Origin of the sequence: Mesorhizobium sp. L48C026A00 (assembly GCF_000502375.1) — a bacterium.
Taxonomy (GTDB): Bacteria; Pseudomonadota; Alphaproteobacteria; order Rhizobiales; family Rhizobiaceae; genus Mesorhizobium; species Mesorhizobium muleiense.
The window spans coordinates 1-18902 of sequence record NZ_AYWU01000029.1; the positions used below are offsets into that span (position 1 = coordinate 1).

19 protein-coding genes are annotated in these 18902 nt (G+C 63.7%); 5 read left to right on the forward strand and 14 right to left on the reverse strand.

From position 1 onward, the window contains the following. Positions 1-142: 142 nt before the first annotated feature. From X738_RS73680 to X738_RS73725, 10 genes are all read right to left on the reverse strand, one after another. The gene (locus X738_RS73680; protein ID WP_023802663.1) at positions 143-1783 is read right to left on the reverse strand and encodes an ABC transporter substrate-binding protein; all 1641 of its coding nucleotides are present in this window, start codon (positions 1781-1783) and stop codon (positions 143-145) included. Positions 1784-2173: 390 nt separating this feature from the next. Beyond that, entirely contained in the window at positions 2174-2854 is a 681-nt protein-coding gene (locus tag X738_RS73685) for an isochorismatase family protein (protein WP_023802664.1), read from the reverse strand. Between the two features lie 85 nt (positions 2855-2939). After that, positions 2940-4244: a M24 family metallopeptidase gene (locus tag X738_RS73690; RefSeq protein ID WP_023802665.1), complete on the reverse strand. Its 1305-nt coding sequence runs from the start codon at positions 4242-4244 to the stop codon at positions 2940-2942. A gap of 296 nt (positions 4245-4540) precedes the next feature. Beyond that, positions 4541-5518 carry a GlxA family transcriptional regulator gene (locus X738_RS73695; RefSeq protein ID WP_023802666.1) on the reverse strand — a complete coding sequence of 326 codons (978 nt, stop codon included), beginning with the start codon at positions 5516-5518 and terminating at the stop codon, positions 4541-4543. A gap of 197 nt (positions 5519-5715) precedes the next feature. Beyond that, on the reverse strand, positions 5716-5904 hold the full coding sequence (locus tag X738_RS73700; RefSeq protein WP_023802667.1) for a DUF1059 domain-containing protein: 189 nt from the start codon (positions 5902-5904) through the stop codon (positions 5716-5718). A 129-nt stretch (positions 5905-6033) separates the two neighbouring features. Beyond that, positions 6034-7215 (reverse strand): trans-sulfuration enzyme family protein, encoded by a 1182-nt coding sequence (locus X738_RS73705; protein WP_023802668.1) that lies wholly within the window; start codon positions 7213-7215, stop codon positions 6034-6036. Beyond that, positions 7212-8639, reverse strand: coding sequence for a pyridoxal-phosphate dependent enzyme (locus X738_RS73710; protein WP_023802669.1), 1428 nt, complete (start codon positions 8637-8639; stop codon positions 7212-7214). Before X738_RS73710 ends, X738_RS73705 begins: the two co-directional genes overlap by 4 nt. A gap of 191 nt (positions 8640-8830) precedes the next feature. After that, positions 8831-10180, reverse strand: coding sequence for an FAD/NAD(P)-binding protein (locus X738_RS73715; protein ID WP_023802670.1), 1350 nt, complete (start codon positions 10178-10180; stop codon positions 8831-8833). Positions 10181-10217: 37 nt separating this feature from the next. Beyond that, positions 10218-10670 (reverse strand): RrF2 family transcriptional regulator, encoded by a 453-nt coding sequence (locus X738_RS73720; protein WP_023802671.1) that lies wholly within the window; start codon positions 10668-10670, stop codon positions 10218-10220. 456 nt (positions 10671-11126) lie between these two features. Further along, positions 11127-11312, reverse strand: coding sequence for a hypothetical protein (locus X738_RS73725; RefSeq protein ID WP_023802672.1), 186 nt, complete (start codon positions 11310-11312; stop codon positions 11127-11129). A 305-nt stretch (positions 11313-11617) separates the two neighbouring features. Between X738_RS73725 and X738_RS73730 the strand changes: the two genes are divergently transcribed. The 3 genes from X738_RS73730 to X738_RS73740 all read left to right on the forward strand — a co-directional run bounded on the left by X738_RS73730 (position 11618) and on the right by X738_RS73740 (position 14299). Next, positions 11618-11977 (forward strand): septal ring lytic transglycosylase RlpA family protein, encoded by a 360-nt coding sequence (locus X738_RS73730; RefSeq protein WP_023802673.1) that lies wholly within the window; start codon positions 11618-11620, stop codon positions 11975-11977. A 265-nt stretch (positions 11978-12242) separates the two neighbouring features. After that, positions 12243-13520, forward strand: a complete 1278-nt coding sequence (locus X738_RS73735; protein ID WP_023802674.1) for a polyhydroxyalkanoate depolymerase — start codon at positions 12243-12245, stop codon at positions 13518-13520. A 161-nt stretch (positions 13521-13681) separates the two neighbouring features. Then, positions 13682-14299 carry a transglutaminase-like cysteine peptidase gene (locus X738_RS73740; RefSeq protein WP_023802675.1) on the forward strand — a complete coding sequence of 206 codons (618 nt, stop codon included), beginning with the start codon at positions 13682-13684 and terminating at the stop codon, positions 14297-14299. Between the two features lie 264 nt (positions 14300-14563). Here the strand turns inward: X738_RS73740 and X738_RS73745 are convergent, their stop codons facing one another. Genes X738_RS73745 through X738_RS73760 form a run of 4 tightly spaced genes read right to left on the reverse strand, consistent with a single transcriptional unit; the run spans position 14564 to position 17364 of the window. Further along, positions 14564-14929, reverse strand: coding sequence for a helix-turn-helix domain-containing protein (locus tag X738_RS73745; RefSeq protein WP_023802676.1), 366 nt, complete (start codon positions 14927-14929; stop codon positions 14564-14566). 42 nt (positions 14930-14971) lie between these two features. Further along, positions 14972-15502, reverse strand: a complete 531-nt coding sequence (locus X738_RS73750; RefSeq protein ID WP_023802677.1) for a Smr/MutS family protein — start codon at positions 15500-15502, stop codon at positions 14972-14974. Continuing rightward, complete coding sequence (gene mltA / locus X738_RS73755) at positions 15499-16638, reverse strand: murein transglycosylase A (protein ID WP_023802678.1); 1140 nt, start codon at positions 16636-16638, stop codon at positions 15499-15501. The genes X738_RS73750 and mltA overlap by 4 nt, the downstream gene beginning before the upstream one ends. Before the next feature lie 24 nt (positions 16639-16662). Further along, positions 16663-17364 carry a Tim44/TimA family putative adaptor protein gene (locus tag X738_RS73760; RefSeq protein ID WP_023802679.1) on the reverse strand — a complete coding sequence of 234 codons (702 nt, stop codon included), beginning with the start codon at positions 17362-17364 and terminating at the stop codon, positions 16663-16665. Between the two features lie 199 nt (positions 17365-17563). Here X738_RS73760 and X738_RS73765 point away from each other — a divergent pair, with 199 nt between their 5' ends. After that, complete coding sequence (locus X738_RS73765) at positions 17564-18058, forward strand: FxsA family protein (RefSeq protein ID WP_023802680.1); 495 nt, start codon at positions 17564-17566, stop codon at positions 18056-18058. A 286-nt stretch (positions 18059-18344) separates the two neighbouring features. Beyond that, a complete protein-coding gene (gene secB / locus X738_RS73770) occupies positions 18345-18845 on the forward strand; it encodes a protein-export chaperone SecB (protein ID WP_023802681.1) in 501 nt (166 codons plus the stop codon). Positions 18846-18902: the final 57 nt, after the last annotated feature.

Genomic DNA, 18902 nt, shown 5'->3' on the forward strand with positions numbered 1-18902 from the left:
GCAATCAGTCCATTCTGTTACCTATCTATCCGGTTCGGACACCAGCCCCTTCTCCCCGTCACTATACGGGGAGAAGTGCCCGGCAGGGCGATGAGGGGCAGCGCAAACCTGAAACGATTGCCCCTGTGCCCCGCAACGAGGATCACGCCTCGAGCCAGACCTTCTCGAAATGCTGCTCCAGAGACTGATGCTGCTCGCAGCCGTGCACGCCCTTGCGGAACGTCCGGTAGACCGAGCGCCAGTAGGGCTGCATGATGATGCCGGAATCGCGCAGATTCTGCTCGATCTTGGCCATGATCTCCTTGCGCGCGCTGGCGTCGGGTGTGGCCAGCGCCTTGTCGAGCAAGGCGTCGAACTCCGGATTGGCGTAGGCGGTCTCGTTCCAGGCAGCGCCCGATCTGTAGGCCAGCGCCAGCACCTGGACGCCCAGCGGCCGGCCGAGCCACTCGGTGCAGGAGAAAGGATATTTGCTCCAGTCGTTCCAGAACGTCGCCGCCGGCAGCACGGTCCGTTTGACCTTCAGCCCGGCGTCGCGCATCTGCGCGGCGATGGCGTCGCCGGTGTTCTTCTGCCAGTCGACATCGACAGAGATGAGCTCGTATTCGTGATCGGACTTGCCGGCCTCGGCAAGCAGCGTCTTGGCTTCGTCGACATTGCGGACGGCCGGGCCGATATCGGCGTATTCGGCATGCATCGGGCCGACATGATGGTTCTCGGCCGGCTTGCCGCGGTCGTCCATGCCGATCTTCAGGATTGCGGCATTGTCGACGGAGAGCTGGGCGGCGCGTCGCACCCTGATGTCGTCATAGGGCGGATTGCCGACGTTGAAGCGCGCGACGATGGTCGAGCCGGTGGCAAGCTCGGAATTGCTCAGACCCATGGCGTCGGTCTGCGAGACGGTATCGGCGGCGGTTTCGTGGTTGGTGTCGATCTCGCCCGATTCGAAGGCCGAAAACATCGCATTGGGATCGGAGCCGTAGTCGACCCATTGGATGCCGTCGAGCCAGAAATCGCCCTTCCACCACGGCTTGTCCTTGCGGCGGACCTCGGCGCCGACCTCGGCGTCCCATGCCACCAGTTCGCAAGGTCCAGTGGTGATCGCCAAGGCCTTCAGCGGATCGCCGTCGCCGTCGTAGCTGCGGTGCATGATCAGCGCCGGATAGTCGGTCATGCCGGCAATCAGCGAAATGTCGGGCTTCGGCAGATTGAGCCGGACGGTAAAGTCGTCGACACGCTCGATGCCGCCGTCGATCGGCTTCTTGGTGGCGGCGTCGACCAGCGCCCCCATCCGCTCGGCGACCGAATTGCCGGCGACGCCGGCGTCGCACCAGCGCGTCAGATTGTGGACGACATCGTCGGCGTTGAAAGTGTCGCCGTTCGACCAGGTGATGCCCTTGCGGACGTGCAGCGTCAGCACGCGGGCGTCGTCGCTGGTCTCCCAACTCTCGAGCAGCCACGGCTCGAAGGTGAAATCGCGGTTCCAGCGCACCAGATATTCGTTGCAGTGGCGGGCGACATTGGACATTTCGACGCCGTCGAAGGTGCGCGGGTCCTTCCAGCCCTTGACGTTCATGGCGACGCGCAAGACGCCGCCGCGCTTCGGCTCCTGCGCCCTGGCCGGGGAAGGCGCGAGACCGACAAGCGCCAGCGCGCCGGCGACGCTGACGCCAAGTGCTGCCATGGTGGCGAGATATTCGCGCCGGTTCATGCTGCCTTTTTTAAAACCGTCGGCGACGGGCTCGGCCTGCGGATGCAGCGCTCTTTCGGTCAGCATCAACTTCATCGTCGAATCCTCCCTGTCGGCGCCCGGTCGACCGCTTCGCGGGGGCGGATGCGGTCGCCGGGCGCCCTTGGCCATAGGCGATGATAGTGCGGGATTCAGCGGGGAAGTGTTCGGGTTTCCGCAGGCGTTGTGCGCTGTTCCGCAGAAGCTTGCGCTACTGCGGCGCAGAACCTTTCGAGACGCCGGCGGGACAGCGCCCCCCTCTGCCCTACCGGGCATCTCCCCCACTTGGGGGGAGATCGGCTGTCGTCCCGGCTTTCGCCAATTTCCAACATCGCAGCAGGAGCGCAGCGCCGAAACTGCCAATCTCCCCCCTCGTGGGGGAGATGCCAAGTTTTGGCAGGGAGGGCAGGACAGAGGGGGGCGCCAAGGATCGCCAGCCTTCCTGGTTCAGAGTTCGTCGTAGAGCCGGGCGGCGTTTTCATAGGTGAAGCGCAAAGGCACCGAGCCCACGACCTGCCACGCATCGACCGTCTCCCCTGCCATCAATCGGCAGGCGCCCTCGGTTGTGGTGACGGCGCCGCCATAGAGCCGGTTGGCAAGGTTGAGGATGGCGGTCTGGTGCATCGCCGTGCTGCCGCTGCCGCAGGCATCCTTGACCAGCAGCACGCGAAAGCCCGATGATACCGCATCCCTGACGGTGGCGTCGATGCAGGCCTCGGTCCACACGCCGGCAACGACCAGCCACTCGATGCCTTTGGCCCTGAGCCGGCCCGCGGCAGGGCCCGAACCGAAGGCGCTGGCCTCGGTCTTGACCAGCATCATCTCGCCGTCGACCGGCGCCACTTCCGGACAGATCGCCGTCAGCGGATCGTCCTTGTCGGAGAAGGCCGACCTGCCATTGGCATCGACCGGATGGAACCGCCGCGCCTCCCTGGTGAGATCGACGATATAGGCCGAATGGTAGAGCAGCACATCGTTGGCCCGTGCCGCCGCCTGCAGGCGCTGGACGTTGGCGAGGATGTCGGCAAAACCCTCGACCAGATAGCGCTTGTCCTGCCGGTGCTCCTCCTGGAGGTCGACGAACACCGCGGCCACCGTGCCGCGTCTGATCGAGACCGGGCCCTTCATGCGGACACCTGAACGAAAGCATGAGCGCTGCGGTTAGTCCCGACGATTTGCGATACCGCACCTCGATTGGTGGTGGATGCTGGGATCAAACTTCTTTCTCCAGAAAGTCGTCCTCATAGGGAAAGCGCGACAGAAGCTCGGTGCCGGTTTCGGTGACCAGGATCTCGTCCTCGAGCTTGACGCCCTCGCGTCCGCCTTTCTCGCCGATATAGCTCTCGACGCTGACCACCATGCCGGGCACGACAAAACCGTCGCGGCCATAAGTCTCGTAGTCCATGGCGTGCGCGATGAACGGCGTCTCGCCATGCATGCCGACGCCGTGCATGACAGACGTGTAGCGCTGGTCGACGAAGCGGTCCGGGATCTTCCAGGCCTTTTCGGCAATTTCGCGAAACGCCATGCCCGGCCTGACGATCGAGATGTTGTGCTGAACCTGGTCGTGGGCCATGCGGTAGAGCGATTTCTGATAATCCGTCGGCTTGCCCGGCCCGCAGCGGAAGGTGCGCGAGAAGTCCGAATAATAGCCGTAGCAGCCGATCGTATCGGTATCCAGCGCCAAAAGTTCGCCCGGCCTGATCTTGCGGCCGCTGGCTTCGTTGAACCACGGGTTGGTACGCTGGCCCGAGGTCAAGAGCCGGGTTTCGATGAACTCACCGCCCTGGCGGATCACCTCGTGATACATGATGGCGAACAGGTCGTTCTCGGACACGCCGGGCTTGATCGCCTCGCGCACCGCATAGACGGCCGCCTCGGCGCCGGCCATCGATACCTGCAGGCATTTTACCTCTTCGGGCGTCTTGACCGCCCGCACGGCGAGGATCTCGCCCTGGCAATCCCGGGCCTCGCAGCCGCGCTTTTCCAGCGCCAGCGCCTGCAGATGGCCGCAGCGGTCGAGGCCGAGCTTCATCGAGCCGCCGCCATGTACCTTGAGCAGCTCAGTGATCTCGTCGGCGAAGGGGCCGGCGGTCTCGTCGTCGCGGCCCGACACCGAAGACCACACCAGCCTGGACGGCCGCGCCTCATCGATCGTGTCGAGCACCATCGAGACATGATAGCTCTGCGGATATTCGAACAGCACGATCGGCCCTTCGGTCGGGATGAAGAAGTAGCGGGTCGAATTGCGCAGGAAATAACCGAACATGTTGCGCGAGCCGGTGGCGTAGCGCTGGTTATAGGGATCGAACAGCACGACGCCGCCATAACCGGACTCGCGCATCCAGGCGCGCAGCTTGGCCAGCCGGCCCTTGCGCAACGCGTCCGCATCGATGAAGGACGGCTCGGTGTCGGACAGCCACATGCCGCCGGCCGGATCGGCCGCCGCCGGGTGGCGCATACGGTCCTTGAAGTCGACGTCCTCAGTGCTGTCGGGGTCGAACACGACGATGCTCATGGGGTGCCTCCTGGAAGCGGGGAAGATGAGCCATGCACCGCGAAGAGGCTGTGCGGGATACCGCAGATGTTGTGCGAAATACCGCTTGAAGTCGTTCCGCGGCGCTCTACGGCGCCCCCCTCTGTCCTGCCGGACATCTCCCCCACGAGGGGGGGAGATTGGCAGCTTCGGCGTTCCGCTCATTCCTGCAACGTTGGCGATCGGCGAAATCAGCGGTGACAGCCGATCTCCCCCCAAGTGGGGGAGATGGCCGGCAGGCCAGAGGGGGGCGCTGTCCCGCCAACGTCCAAAAAGACCTAATGCCTGCGCGCCACCTTCGGCGCATGCCCATGCTCTTCCCTGAACGCCCGCGCAAAGCTCGACATCGAAGCAAAACCGCAGGCCAGCGCCACGTCGCGCACCATCAGTGTCGAATGCGCCAAAAGGTCGGCGGCGCGCTTCAGTCGCAGGCGGCGGTAATAGCCGTTGGGCGAGACGCTGAGCTCGGAGCGAAAGTTTCGTTCGAGCTTGTCGGAGGAGACGCCGAGCTTTTCCGCCAGCGCCGCCATGCCGAGCCGCTCCTCGACCGCGTCCTCCATGATGGCGATGGCCGCCAGCACCAGCTCGTTCTGGACGCCGGTGCGCAGCCGCAGCGGCATCAGCTTGCGGTCGACGCTGGAGCGCAGCGGGCTGTGCACGAACCATTCGGCGACGCCGGCCGCGAGCTCGGCGCCATAATCTGATGTGATGATCTCCAGCATCATGTCGAGGCTGCCGACGCCGCCGGCCGAAGTGAAGCGCTTGCGGTCGATGACATAGAGATCGCGCCTCAGCTCGATGTCCGGAAACGCCTCGGTGAACGCCGCCTGGCTGGTCCAGTGCAAGGTGCAGGCATGGCCGTCGAGCAGGCCGGCCCGCGCCAGGAAGAAGGCAGCATCCGCCACCGCGCCGATATGGGCGCCGCCGCGCAGGCTCCTGCGGATCCAGCTCACCGCGTCCTCAGCCACGAGATGATCGGCATCGCCGCCCGAGCAGACGACGATGCGGTCGACCTTCGGCGCATCGCCGGCGAAAAAGCCGGGCTGGATGACGACCCCGTTCGAGGCCGCGACCGGGCCTTCAGCGGCGCCGACGATGATCCAGCGGTAGCATTCTTTCTTGGCCAGCACGTTGGCCGCGCGCAACGGCTCGATGACCGAACTGAACGCCATCATCGGAAAGCCGGGGAAGACCAGCACCGCGAAGGTGAGCGGGGCGTCGTTTGCCGTCGGCTGGTCTCGCTCTCGAGTAGTCATGACTTCAACCGTGCCTGTGGGCAATTGCAGGGAAGGCCACAATTCCGCCGGATGCCACTCAGGTCAACGGGCGGTTGGGTCAGTTTGAAAATTCCATCGCGACTAGGCGTTGTCGCCTATCGGCCGAACTCCTAAATGCTTGCCGTAGCATTGGAGATAGTGACGGTCGCACTGCGCGGCCCGTATAAGAAGCGAGTTTAGGTCGCTAAAATTAGCTTCTTGACCTGTTTACGGTCTTCCGGCGACCATTGCTTCGGGTCTTCCCCGTGAGCGATCGCGCCGTGAAGCTCGACGTGCTTCATCACTTCCGCCTCGGTCTCTGCCGTGAACATCGCTGGACAGGCCTCGTTTCCCGGATAATCCCTGCAACGATACGAGTAAGCCATGACTTTCCCTCCAGGTTGCCCCGATAGCAAAGCGAGGGTACGTCGCCTTTGTCAATTCACAGTTGGATGCGCCAGTCAGCCGGGAAATTTCAAACTGACGCCACTATCCAACAGGGCACGGACCCCCCTTCAACTCGCCAGCGCCTGATCCAGATCCGTGATCAGATCGTCGCCATCCTCGATACCCGCCGACAGCCGCACCAGCGAATCGGAAATCCCGATTTCCGCGCGTTTTTGCGCCGGGATCGAGCCGTGGGTCATCAGCGCCGGGTGCTCGATCAGGCTTTCGACGCCGCCGAGGCTTTCGGCCAGCGTGAACAGTTGCGTGTGCTCGAGGAAGCGTTTGGTGCCGGCGAGGTCGCGGTCGAGCTCGACCGTGATCATGCCGCCGAAGGCGTGCATCTGCTTTCTGGCGATGGCGTGCTGCGGATGGCTGGGGAGACCGGGATAGATAACGCGGCGGATGTCGGTACGGCGCTCCAGCCAGTGCGCGATCTTCTGGCCGTTCGACGAATGGCGCTCCATCCTCAGCGCCAGCGTCTTGAGGCCGCGTAGCGCCAGAAAACTGTCGAACGGTCCGGAAATGGCGCCGATGGCGTTCTGCAGGAATTTCAGCCGGTCGGCGAGATCCTTGTTGTCGCCGACCACGGCGACGCCGCCGACCATGTCGGAATGGCCGTTGAGGTATTTCGTCGTCGAATGCACCGATATGTCGATGCCGAGCTCCAGCGGCCGCTGCAGGTAGGGGCTGCAAAAGGTGTTGTCGGCGACCGAGAGCACGCCTTTGCGCCTGGCCAGGGCTGCGACCGCTTCGAGATCGACGACGCGCAGCAGCGGATTTGTCGGCGTCTCGACCCAGAGCAGCTTGGTTTCCGGGCGGATCGCCGCTTCGACCGCGGCCAGATCGGTGAAGTCGACGAAGTCGACCTGCAAATTGGCCGAGCGCTTGCGCACCCGCTCCAGCAGCCGGAACGTGCCGCCATAGATATCATCGGTGGCAACGACATGGGCTCCGGAATCGAGCAGTTCGAAGATCGTGGCGATCGCCGCCAGCCCCGAGGCGAAAGCGAAGGCGGCTGCGCCGCTTTCGAGATCGGCCACCGCGCGCTCGAAGGCAAAGCGGGTCGGGTTCTGGCTGCGGGCATATTCAAAACCCTTGTGCACGCCCGGGCTCTGCTGGCCGTAGGTCGAGGTCGCATAGATCGGCACCATCACCGCGCCGGTCGTCGGGTCGTGGCTCTGGCCGCCATGGATGGTGCGCGTCGAGAAGGCCAGGCGGTTGCTGCCCGATACGGTGGCTTTGATGGTCATCTTGCGCGGCGCCTCAGATGGTTGATCAGGTCGATGCGGGTAATCAGGCCGATGAATTCGTCGCCGTCGAAGACGATGGCGACCTCGTTGCGGTCGAACACCGGCAGCAGCGCGTCCAGCGTCTGGCTGGCCTGCAGCGTGTGCAGATTGGAAGTCATCGCCGTGCGCACCGGGGCCTTGAAACGGTCCCAGCGGCTGTCATAAGGGCCTTCGACGTGGGCGAGGATATCGCTTTCGTCGACGATGCCGACGAGCTTGCCGTCGTCCAGCACCGGCAGTTGCGAGACGTCCGAACGGCGCATGCGGCCATAGGCGTTGAGCAGGCTTTCGTCCGGGCCGACAGACACGATGTCGCCGGTGCGGTGCGTGCGCATCACCAGGTCGCGCAGATCGCCATGCTGCTCGTGCTCGGCGAGGCCCTGCTCGATCAGCCAGAAATCGTCGAACACTTTCGACAGATATTTGTTGCCGCTGTCGCAGACGAAGGTGACGACCCGCTTCGGCACGGTCTGCTCGCGGCAATAGCGCAGCGCTGCCGAAAGCAGCGTGCCGGACGACGAGCCGGCGAGAATGCCCTCCTTGGAAAGCAGGTCGCGCACCGCCAGCATGCTCTGCTTGTCGGTGATCGAGTAGGCCTTCTTGACTAACGACAGATCGGCATTGGGCGGGACGAAATCCTCGCCGATGCCCTCCACCGTCCAGCTGCCGGCCTCTTGCATCTTGCCGGTCTTGATCAGGGGCGCCAGCACCGAACCGACCGGATCGGCGAGAATCATCTCGGTCTTCGGCGAGATTTTTGCGAAATAGCGGCCAAGCCCGGTCAGCGTGCCGCCCGAGCGGACGCCGACGACCACTGCATCGACGTCACCGTCGAGTTGCGAATAGATCTCCGGACCGGTCGTGGTTTCATGGGCGTCCGGGTTGGCCGGATTGGCGAACTGGTTGGCATAGAAGGCGCCGGGCAGCTCGGCGGCGATCTTTTCGGCCATGTCCTGATAGTATTCGGCGTGGCCCTTGCCGACATCGGAACGGGTCATGCGCACTTCCGCGCCGAGTGCCCGCAAATGCTGGATCTTTTCGCGTGACATCTTGTCGGGCACGACCAGGATAATGCGGTAGCCCTTGGGGATGCCGACCTGGGCGAGGCCAAGGCCGGTGTTGCCGGCGGTCGCCTCGACGATGGTGCCGCCGCGCGTCAGCTTGCCCTGTTTTTCGGCGTCGGCGATCATCGACAGCGCAATGCGGTCCTTGATCGAGCCGCCGGGGTTCTGGCTTTCGAGCTTGATGAACAGCCGGCACTTGCCGATGTCGAATTTGGTCAGCTCGACAACCGGCGTTTGCCCGATCAGGTCGAGAACCGATGCATAGGGCGGACGCAGGCGGGACATTGCCCTGTCCGGGAGGGCGATCTTGTGCACGCTCATGCTGATGCTCCATGGTCAAGCGACCGCCTTGGGCAGGCTGTCAGCCTATCTTCTTTTCCAGCCGTTTGCAGTCTGAAAGAAGATAGATCGTGCCAATCCATTGGCCAGACGGGGAATGGGATTCCGGTGGGGCCGCTCCGTCACGCCAATCACGATAAGGTCGCGGGACAGCACCCCGTAGAGCGCCGACCTCACCCAAGCAACCGCTTCCCCAGCCTTGCACATTGCACGCGAATATCCGGTATGGCGTCGATCTCGAAGAAGGTGCCGCGCGTCAGTGGTCCGACCGCCAGGATCTTGGCCGAGACGGTGCCATCGCTGGCGGTGACCTCGCAATTGTCCGATACGTCGAGGCCAAGCCGCAGCGGATCCGGCCGGGCCAGCCCGCGGTCGACCAGCGACCGCACCACGCTGTTCGACGTTGTCGAGATGTCCCTGGCGATGCCGGTGCAATCGTAGATACGGGCGACGTCGAACGTCTCGATGTTTTGCGTGTGGCGCGACTGGACCTGCACGCTGAATTCGTCGCCCGCCGTGATGCCGAAGACGCGCCCGGCGACAAGCCGGATGCGGCCCGACTGCACCGCCTCGGTGACACGGGCATAGACTTCCGGCGCCATCCGATGGCGGTGGATGTCCCACCACGCCTTGGTGTGCTCGACAAAGCGGCGCTTGGCCGAAGACGGCCAGTTCTGCCAGATCTTCTGGTTGAACGGCCTGAGACCGTCGACGACGTCGCGCCAGTCGATGCCGGCCTTCTGGTTTTCCCGGATCAGGTCGCGAAACCAGCCGACGAAATAGGAGAGCTGGGTGCCGAGCGGAATGTCGGCGACGTCGAGCTTGATCGGATTGCCCTTGCGGTGTGGCGAAGGCAGCAGGCCGCGCCGCGACACCGCGATAATCTCGCCGCGATGGCCGCGTTGTTCGAGCGACAGGAAGGCATCGACCATGCTCAACCCCGTGCCCAGCACCAGGACCCGGGCTTCCCCGTCGAGCACGGTGTCGGCCTCCGATCCCATCCTGATCGCATGGCCGTGGCCGGCACCTGGCTCCTCGTCATGTCCGGTCGCCAGCACGGCAAGGTGGGCGACGACGCTGGTACCGTTGGCCAGCGCCACCTCGACCCCGGACCCGGTCGGCGAGATCGACAGGCTCTCCTCGCGGATCAGGCGAAGACGCCCCGTCTCGCGGGCCTCGAGCTCGTCCAGCAGTTCCTTCAGATAGCGGGCGTAGACGCTGCGCGGTGCGTAGACCGGCGCCTGCTCTGGCGTTGCCAGGCCGCGCTCAAGCAGCCAGCGCCAGAAATTGCCGGGGTCGTCGGCATGGGCGCTCATGCCGGCCGCGCTGACATTCAGCACATGCGCCGACAGCAGCGTGGAATAGGCGATGCCCTGGCCGAAATGCGGGCGCTTTTCAATCAGCGTGACACGCAGATCGGGATTGGGCGACTTCAACAGATGCGCGGCAAGGACGACGCCGCTGGCGCCGCCGCCGACGATAATGATCGAACTTGGGACAATCGAATTTGCGCGGCCGGTCATGCGCGCACCAAGTGCCTGAGGAGCCGTCCGTTCCGGCTCAGGCCTGGATTTTCAACGCAGCCGAAAGGTCGTCGTCGCCGGCGATATCGCGCATCTCGGCGAGGCTGCGCTGATCCAGCACCTCGGCGATCGCTTGCCGGACCTCCAGCATCAGATGTCGGACTTGGCATGTCGCCTCGTTGCAGTCTTCACAGCGCTGATACCGGGTGCGGCTGGCGCAGGGAATTGGGGCAAGCGGCCCGTCGAGCACGCGCACGACGTGGCCGATCTTGATTTCATCCGCCGGCCGCGCCAGGCGGTAACCGCCCTCCTTGCCCTTGCGGCTCTGGACAAAACCGGCATTGCGCAGTTCGCCGAGGATGGCGTCGAGAAATTTCTTCGGGATGTTGTTTCCGGCGGCGATATCGCCGACGAAGGCGAGCTGACCAACCGGCAGCCGCGCCAGATGGACGAGCGCCTTGAGGCCGTACTTGCCCTTTTTTGTGAGCATAGACCGAACGTTTCTCTGTCATGCGATGGCGAAGGGCCACCGGTTGCGAAACGCCTGGCGTGCGTCCCCACCGCGTCCGCGTCCAGGCTTTCAAGACACATAAATTCTAGTGACATGATTACAAGACGGGCACCATTGATTTTGCTTGATTTTCAAGCCGCTGCGACGACTTGCCGGACGTTCTTTCCTCCTGAAGCCGCAAGGCACGCCAATGGCGACAGCCGGCGCTCGGCACTCATGCGGGTGATCGCCGCGATATGGACATCCTCATCGTTCTCCAATTCCTGTAATGTCGATAAGACTACTATACTTAGCCGCGATACAGGAACCGGTTTTCAAATCGTCGGCCATTCGCAGCATTCATTTGCCGAAGCTGCGCGCAAAACAGGAAATGCGTGTTTGCGGCGGGCCGCGCATTCGCCGGTCGACCGAAACGCCGCCAGGGCCGTTCGAGTGTCAGGGGAGCGAACGGTTCGCCCACACCAGCCCGCCCAGGCCAACCAGCGCGGTGACGATGCCGATATAGAGCCATTGCGACTGGCCGGTCATGAAGCTGCCGCCGACGAGGCCGATGCCCTGCAGCGACCACAGCGCACCGATGGCGAGCACAATCAGCGCCAGCAGATTTTTGATCAATCTCATCGTCGGAATTCCCTTCCCAAGTCGATCGTCAAGTCCGCCATGACCGCGATGGCAAGGCGAAAGGAAGCGACCCGATCGCTCTCACATCTACTTGCATAATAAAGCCGGGGTCTTGCCGGAAACGCCCCGGTGCTGGTGCGAAGACCACCAGCATACATCGGCGCAATCCCGATATTCCATGACAGACTGTTTCGCGCCGACTCCAAACGTGTACTATTGTCATGGAACCGCCAGACGACTGCCGCATTTGGTGCCACATTCCATCCGTAACGGCCGGGTCTGTCAAACGGAGCCCCTTGCCGCAGATGAAGAAACCCAACCGGACCGCGCTTGTCGCGGCGGCAATAGCGGCTGGCCTGATGGTCGGCGCATCCACCTCCCCTGCCGCCGCACAATGCGGCCGCGCCTCCTGGTACGCGCTGACCTCGAAGACCGCTTCCGGCGAACGGATGAACCCGTCGGCGCTGACCGCCGCGCACCGCACCTTGCCGTTTGGCACCAGGCTGAAGGTCACCAACCGCAAAAACGGCCGCAGCGTCGTCGTGCGCATCAACGACCGCGGCCCGTTTATCAAGGGTCGCGTGATCGACCTGTCGAAGGGCGCCGCGGGGCGGCTCGGCTTCATCAGCTCAGGCCATGCTGCTGTGTGCACCGACCGCGTGTGAATGGCCGCGCCGCTTTGCGGCCAGGCGGATGAGGGGCAGCGCAAAACTGAAGCGATTGCCCTTGCTCTCTCCGGCATCTTTCGCAGCTGCACAATAAGCCGGCTGCCGCCGTTCAAAACCGATTTTCAACGCCTTAGACAAAAGTATAAGCATAAATCAATTCAATTGACGTATTGCATCGCAGCAGTTTGTTGTTAACCTTTGCGCGAGAGATTCAAGGCTCGGCACTGCTGTCGTCCCTTCGGTCGCAGCAGCGGAGTTCTCGATGTTCTACCAGCTCTACGAATTGAACCACGCCGCCGTGCAGCCGGCCCGGGTCTATGCCGATGCGGTGCGGATGTTCTACACCAATCCGCTCAATCCGTTTGCGCACACGTCCTGGGGCCGCTCGGTCGCGGCGACGGCCGAATTGTTCGAGCGCACGACGCGCCGCTACAGCAAGCCGCAGTTCGGCCTGACCAAGACCGTCGTCAACTGGAAAAGCGTCGCTGTCACCGAAAAGACGGTGTGGTCGCGGCCGTTCTGCAATCTGCTCCGTTTCGAGCGGGCGGTTCCCGCCGGCCGCCGGCCGGATCCGAAGCTGCTGATCGTGGCGCCGATGTCCGGCCACTACGCGACGCTGCTGCGCGGCACGGTCGAGGCGATGCTGCCGCATGCCGACGTTCATATCACCGACTGGGTCGACGCCCGCATGGTGCCGATAAGCGAGGGCAGCTTCGATCTCGACGACTATATCGACTACATCGTCGACATGCTGCATGCGCTGGGCCCCGACACCCATGTCATGGCGGTGTGCCAGCCTTCAGTCCCGGTGCTGGCGGCGGTGGCGCTGATGGAAACGCGGGGCGACCCGTTCGTTCCCTCGACGATGACGCTGATGGGTGGGCCGATCGACACCCGCCGCAATCCGACCGCGGTCAACCTTCTGGCCGAGGAAAAGGGCACCGACTGGTTCCGCGACAACGTCACCATGCAGGCGCCATGGCCGGTGCCGGGCTTCGGCCGCGAGGTCTATCCCGGCTTCCTGCAACTTTCGGGCTTCATGAGCATGAACCTCGACCGCCACATCATCGCCCACAAGGACTTCTTCATGCATCTGGTGAAGCATGACGGCGACAGTGCCGAGAAGCACCGCGACTTCTACGACGAGTATATGGCGGTGATGGATCTGACAGCGGAGTTCTACCTGCAGACGGTCGACACCGTGTTCGTCCGCCATGCTCTGCCCAAGGGCGAAATGATGCATCGCGGCGTCGCCATCGATCCCGCCGATATCCGCAATGTCGCGCTGTTCACGGTCGAGGGCGAGAACGACGACATTTCCGGCCTCGGCCAGACCCAGGCCGCGCACGACCTCTGCATCAACATCCCCGCGGACAGGCACGCTCACTACATGCAGCCGGCGGTCGGCCATTACGGCGTCTTCAACGGCTCGCGCTTCCGCTCCGAAATCGTGCCGCGCATTGTCGACTTCATCACCAGCTATGGACGCCAGACCCGCGTTGCGGTGAGGCCGAAGCTGGTTCGGACCGCCAAAAAGTAAAGATGTCCCGGATGGCAGCCGCCGTTCAAGTCGACCTGTTGCACAATAGCCGCGCTTTCGGCCGCGCGGGTAACCATATCGCAAAACTGGCCGTTGGTATAATTGACAGGGACTGTAGATCGCCCTTAACGTTTCATTAACAACAAGGGACGAGGGGGACAATGATTTCCTCACCAATGGCGAGAGGGCTGCGCGTGTGCGCCCTGTTAGGGCTGGCACTTGCGACAGGCTGGTCTACAGCGGCTTCGGCAGCCGGACCAATGGCAACCGGCGGCCCAACATCGCAGCCGATCGGCCATTACGATTTCTGCAAGACCAGTCCGGCCGAATGCTCGATCCACCCGGGCAATCTCGCCCCCGCCACCATGACCGGCGCGCTCTGGCGCAAGATTCTCAGCGTCAACGCCAGGGTCAACAACGCCGTCAAGCCGATAAGCGACATCGATATTTACGGCAAGGACGAGGTCTGGGCCTACCCCGTCAGGGGCGTTGGCGACTGTGAGGACTATGTCCTGGAAAAGCGCCGCGAATTGAACCGCTTGGGCGTGTCCTACGCCAATCTTCTGATGACCGTCGTGCGCAAGCCTGACGGCGAGGGCCATGCCGTGCTGACCGTGCGCACGAGCAAGGGCGACTACGTCCTCGACAATCTGGACGGAAAGGTCCGCTCATGGAACCGGACCGGCTACCGCTTCCTCAAGCGGCAGGCGATCGACAATACCGGTCGCTGGGTGTCGATCCGTGATGGCCAGCAGGTTCTGGTCGGCGCGGTCCAGTAAGGTTTTTGCAAGCGACCACCAGGATCGCTGCGTTTCGCGTTACCTGCTCCAGGCGTTTGTGCTGCCCCTCACCTGCCTGCCGGCATCCTCTCCCCGTATAGGGAGAGGGGTGCTGTCATTGACGATTTCGCCAATCGCCGGCGTTGCAGGCCACGTTCGCGATCAGCCGCTTTCTCCCCGTTTACGGGGAGAAATGCCCGGCAGGGCAATGAGGGGCGGCGCCAACATCGACAATTGATCGCCTCCACACGAGTCGGGCAAACCCTACGTCCGCCCCAGCGCGGCGCGGATCGATGCGGTGATGCGGCGAAGCTCCGCCTCGTCTAGTTTTTCGATGTTTTCGGCCAAGACATTGGCAAGCTCGGTGGCGGCGGGGCTGAGGCCCGACGTGTCGAGTTTTACCCGCGGGTGCGAGGTCTCGGCCAACCGCGCAAGTTCTTCGGCATCGTCCCAGATGACATTGAAATAGCCGATGATCTTCTGGATCAGCGTCCAGGTGGGCGCGCCGCGGCGGCCGTGCTCCAACGCCGACAGATAGGCGGCGCTGACGCCGATCGCCCTGGCCATGGCCTTTTGGCTGACGCCGCGTTCGCTCCGCAGGGCGCGAAGCTTTTCGCCGAACGGGGTCACAAGTCCATCCTCGTCGGGTGCATTCTCATGCGCGCATCCGCATCAGCGCGCGCGCCGCAGGCGGACATAGAGCGCGCCTGAGCCGCCATGCTTGCGGGCGGCGTGGTCGTGGCTGGAGACCAGCGGCCTGAATGCGGGTGTCGACAGCCAGGCCGGCACGGCGCGCCGCAAGATGCCGTCGCCGCCGGACGAGGAGCCCTTGCCGGTGATCACCAGCACATAGCGGATGCCGCCGGCATGCGCCCGGCGCAGGAAGGAGAACAAAAGCGAATAGGCTTCGTCCTGGCTCAGGCCGTGCAGATCGACGCGGCCTTCGATCGGCAGCCGGCCCTTCGACAGTTTTTCCAGCGTCGGCTCGTCGAGCGCATGCGAGACATGCTGTGTCCTGGCTTTCGTGGCCGCAGCAGGAGCCATCGCCTGGTCACGCAGCATTGGCTTGGTGTCATCAGCGATGTCCGGGCCAATATCCGGGATGTCGACGGCGGACTTGCCCATCAGCGGCTTGGCAGTACGCGCCACCAGGTTCCACAGGACCCGATCGTCCTCGCTCAGCCTGTCGATGCGCCGGGTCATCGCCCCGCTCCCGACACAAGCCGACGCGGGATCAGCGCGTAGAAATCGGCGGGGTTGCGGACAACGCCGGCGATCTCGCCGGCCGCATCTCCCGTACCAGTGAACAAATCGCCACGCGCCTGGCCGGTGATCGCCGAGCCGGTGTCCTGCGCGATCATCAGCCGCCGGAACGGCTTGTTGTCGAAAGCGGCCAGCGACGGCCCATCGATGTAGAACGGCGTGCCGAATGTATGCAGCAGACGGTCGACAGCGACGGAGCGGCCCGGCGTCAGCGGCACCTTTGCGGCAGCGATCGGCCCGAGTTCCGGGTCGTCGGCCGCCGCCGCCTCGCTGGCGGAAATCTCGCGGAAAAAAATATAGGAGCGGTTGCGCCACAGGATCTCGTCGATGCGTTGCGGATGCGCCTTGAACCAGGCGCGGACCGACTGCATGGTCACCGCTTCCAGCGGGATTTCGCCTAGCTCACTCAGGATCTTGCCCGGTCCGGTAAAGCGCTGGCCGGATTTGGCGGCATAGGTGACGCGGCAAAGCCGGCCGTCGGTCATGGTGAGCCGCGCAGAACCCTGTACGTGGATGAAGAAGGCATCGACCTTGTCGGCGAGCCAGGCGATTTCCAAACCCTTGTCCGCCAAATCCTTGCCAGCGAGCGCGCCGCGCTCGATCTCGCCGCGGTCGAAATACTCGACCGGTCCGTCCGGCGTGGCGCGCCCGAAGGCGAGATAGGGATCCATGCCGACGGGCCGGTTGCCGTCGTCGATGTCGACGAGATCGGCCGGACGCGACAGCAGCGGCACCGTAAATCGTTCGGTTCGCACCGGCGAAGCGTCGACCACCGGTTCATAGAAGCCGGTGACGAGGCCGGCGCCGCCGCTTTCCGCCGCTATGTGCGCCGGGATGAAATGCCGCTCGAAGAAGGCGCGGGCTTCGCGCCGGTCGGTTGGCGACACGGTGCGGGCTGCAGCATAGGCCTCGGTGAAGGCATTGAAGTCGACACCGAGCCCGCCGGAGCGATAGGGTTTCGCCAGGATGTGAAAAGCCGAACGCCGGAAAGCGGCGAACGCAGCCAGATGGTCGTCCTCGTCCCAGCCGGGCAGATCGTCAAACGACTTTTCGCGGAAAGCCTGAGAAAGCGACACGACAGACCCCGCCGTGGTCCGGGCTCAGTCTTCTTCTTCGGTGGCGACGAGCTTCCAGTTCGGGTCGCGCGAGCGCGTATCGCGGGCGAAGGTCCAGACGTCCTTGACCTCGGCGACGGTTTCGGGATCGCCGTCGATGACGGCGCCGGCCTTGTCGCGCGTTGCCGAAATCAGTTCGCTGACGATGCGCAGCGTGATATGCGCCTCGCTGCCCTTCATCTCGGCGGAAACGATGTCGGCCTTGTCGATGCCGACGAAGGAGGACTGGATCTTTTCCGACTTCGCCTCGCGGTCGCCGATCGCCGCGACAAAGCCGTCATAGACCTCGCGCGACAGCAGGTTCTTCAGCGTCTTGCGATCGCCATCGGCATAGGCCATGACGATCATCTCATAGGCCATCTTGGCGCCGTCGACGAAGGTCTTGGGGTCGAATGCCGGATCATTGTCCTTGATCGCGCGCAGGCCCTTGTTGAGATCGGTGTCAGGCTTGGCGAAGGCGTCGATCGCCGCATAGGCGTCGATTGCCGGCTCTCCCGGCGCTCGCTTGCGCGGCAGCGAGACCACATTCTCGGGTTTTTGGGCGTCGTCGCGGGTGCGGCCCGCCGTATAGGGATCGAACGGCGGGCGCTCGCTGCCGGTGCGGCGGCCGAGCACATTGCGCAGCTGGAAAAAGATCACAACCGCCGCAACCAGAAAGAAAATCGTGCCGAAGTCGAAGAATCCCATATCTTCCGCCAATCAATCCCTACTCCGGCCGGACCGCCCGGCCAGGCAATGGCTGCGGTCGCATAGCGTTCAACATCCAAAGCATATAGAACGCAAGCTGCAATCATTCAAATTAAAGGCAGCCATACCTATCTAAAAGGTTCAGTGCCAGCGGCGATTGCCCGCCTGCCGGCAAAACATCGAAACGATCGGTCAAGATTTGCGCATTTCGCTGCTTCCCCTGTTCATCCTCGCGCTTCCGCTGCTGGAGATCGCCGGTTTCGTCGTTGTCGGCCGCCAGGTCGGCGCCCTGGCGACGGTCGGCCTGGTGCTGGCTTCGAGCATCGCCGGCGCGCTGTTGTTGCGATACCAGGGGTTCGGCGTCATGTCCCGGGTCCGTGCCGAAATGGACGCCGGACGTGATCCAAGCCGTCAGCTCGCGCATGGCGCCATGATCGTGCTGGCGGCGATCCTGCTCATCATTCCCGGCTTCATCACTGACATTTTGGGCATTCTGCTGCTGCTGCCGCCGGTCCGCGACCTCGCCTGGCGCCGTCTGAAAGGCCGCATCGTGATGGCCACCAGTTTCGGCACCGGCGGATTCCGGACCCGGCAACGCGACAAGACCATCGACCTCGACGACAGCGACTATTCGCGCGGCGACGAGCACGGCCCCGATCCCAATTCCCCCTGGCGCCGCCTCAAGGACGAGTAGATCGCCTCGAGGACGAGTAGCCCGGCGCGGCTCTTTCCTTGTCCCCTTGTGGGAGAAGGTGGCCTCGCGAAGCGAGGTCGGATGAGGGGTGTTCCAGCTTGGCACCGACGGCGATGCTTCCAACACCCCTCAACCGTCTTGGCGCTGCGCGCCAATCCACCTTCTCCCACAAGGGGAGAAGGGAAAGCAAAGCCGCGCAAACCTTGTCTTGTCATGCCGGCCATGGTAGCGAACGCCCGATTTCAATCCGGTCAGCAACGCTGCCGAGGCAAAAGGACAAAGGCTTATGGCCAGCAAAGACGACGCGCCGACCGGCGCGGCCAGTGGCAACGGCGACGCGACGCAGCCTTCGCTCAACGTGCTTGCCCAATATGTGAAGGACCTTTCCTTCGAAAGCCCCGGCGCGCCGAATTCGCTGCGCGGCCGCGACAAGGCTCCCGGCATCGCCATCAACGTCAATGTCAACGCCAACCCGCTTTCGGATAAGCAGTTCGACGTCAATCTGACGCTGAACGCCAAGGCGTCCTTCGACAAGGAAGTGCTGTTCAACGTCGAGCTGGTCTATGGCGGTGTGTTCGCCATCAGCGGCTTCCCGCAGGAGCACATGCTGCCGTTGCTGTTCATCGAATGCCCGCGGCTGCTGTTCCCGTTCGCCAGGCAGATCATCGCCGAGGCGACGCGCAATGGCGGTTTCCCGCCGCTGATGCTCGATCCGATCGATTTCGCGCAGATGTTCCAGCAGAAGCTGGCCGAGGACCAGGCCGCCAGCAAGGTCAAGGCGAGCTGAGGCGAGTGCTCGGTGACGTTTGAAAAACCCGGCCTCGCGCCGGGTTTTTCTTTGGGA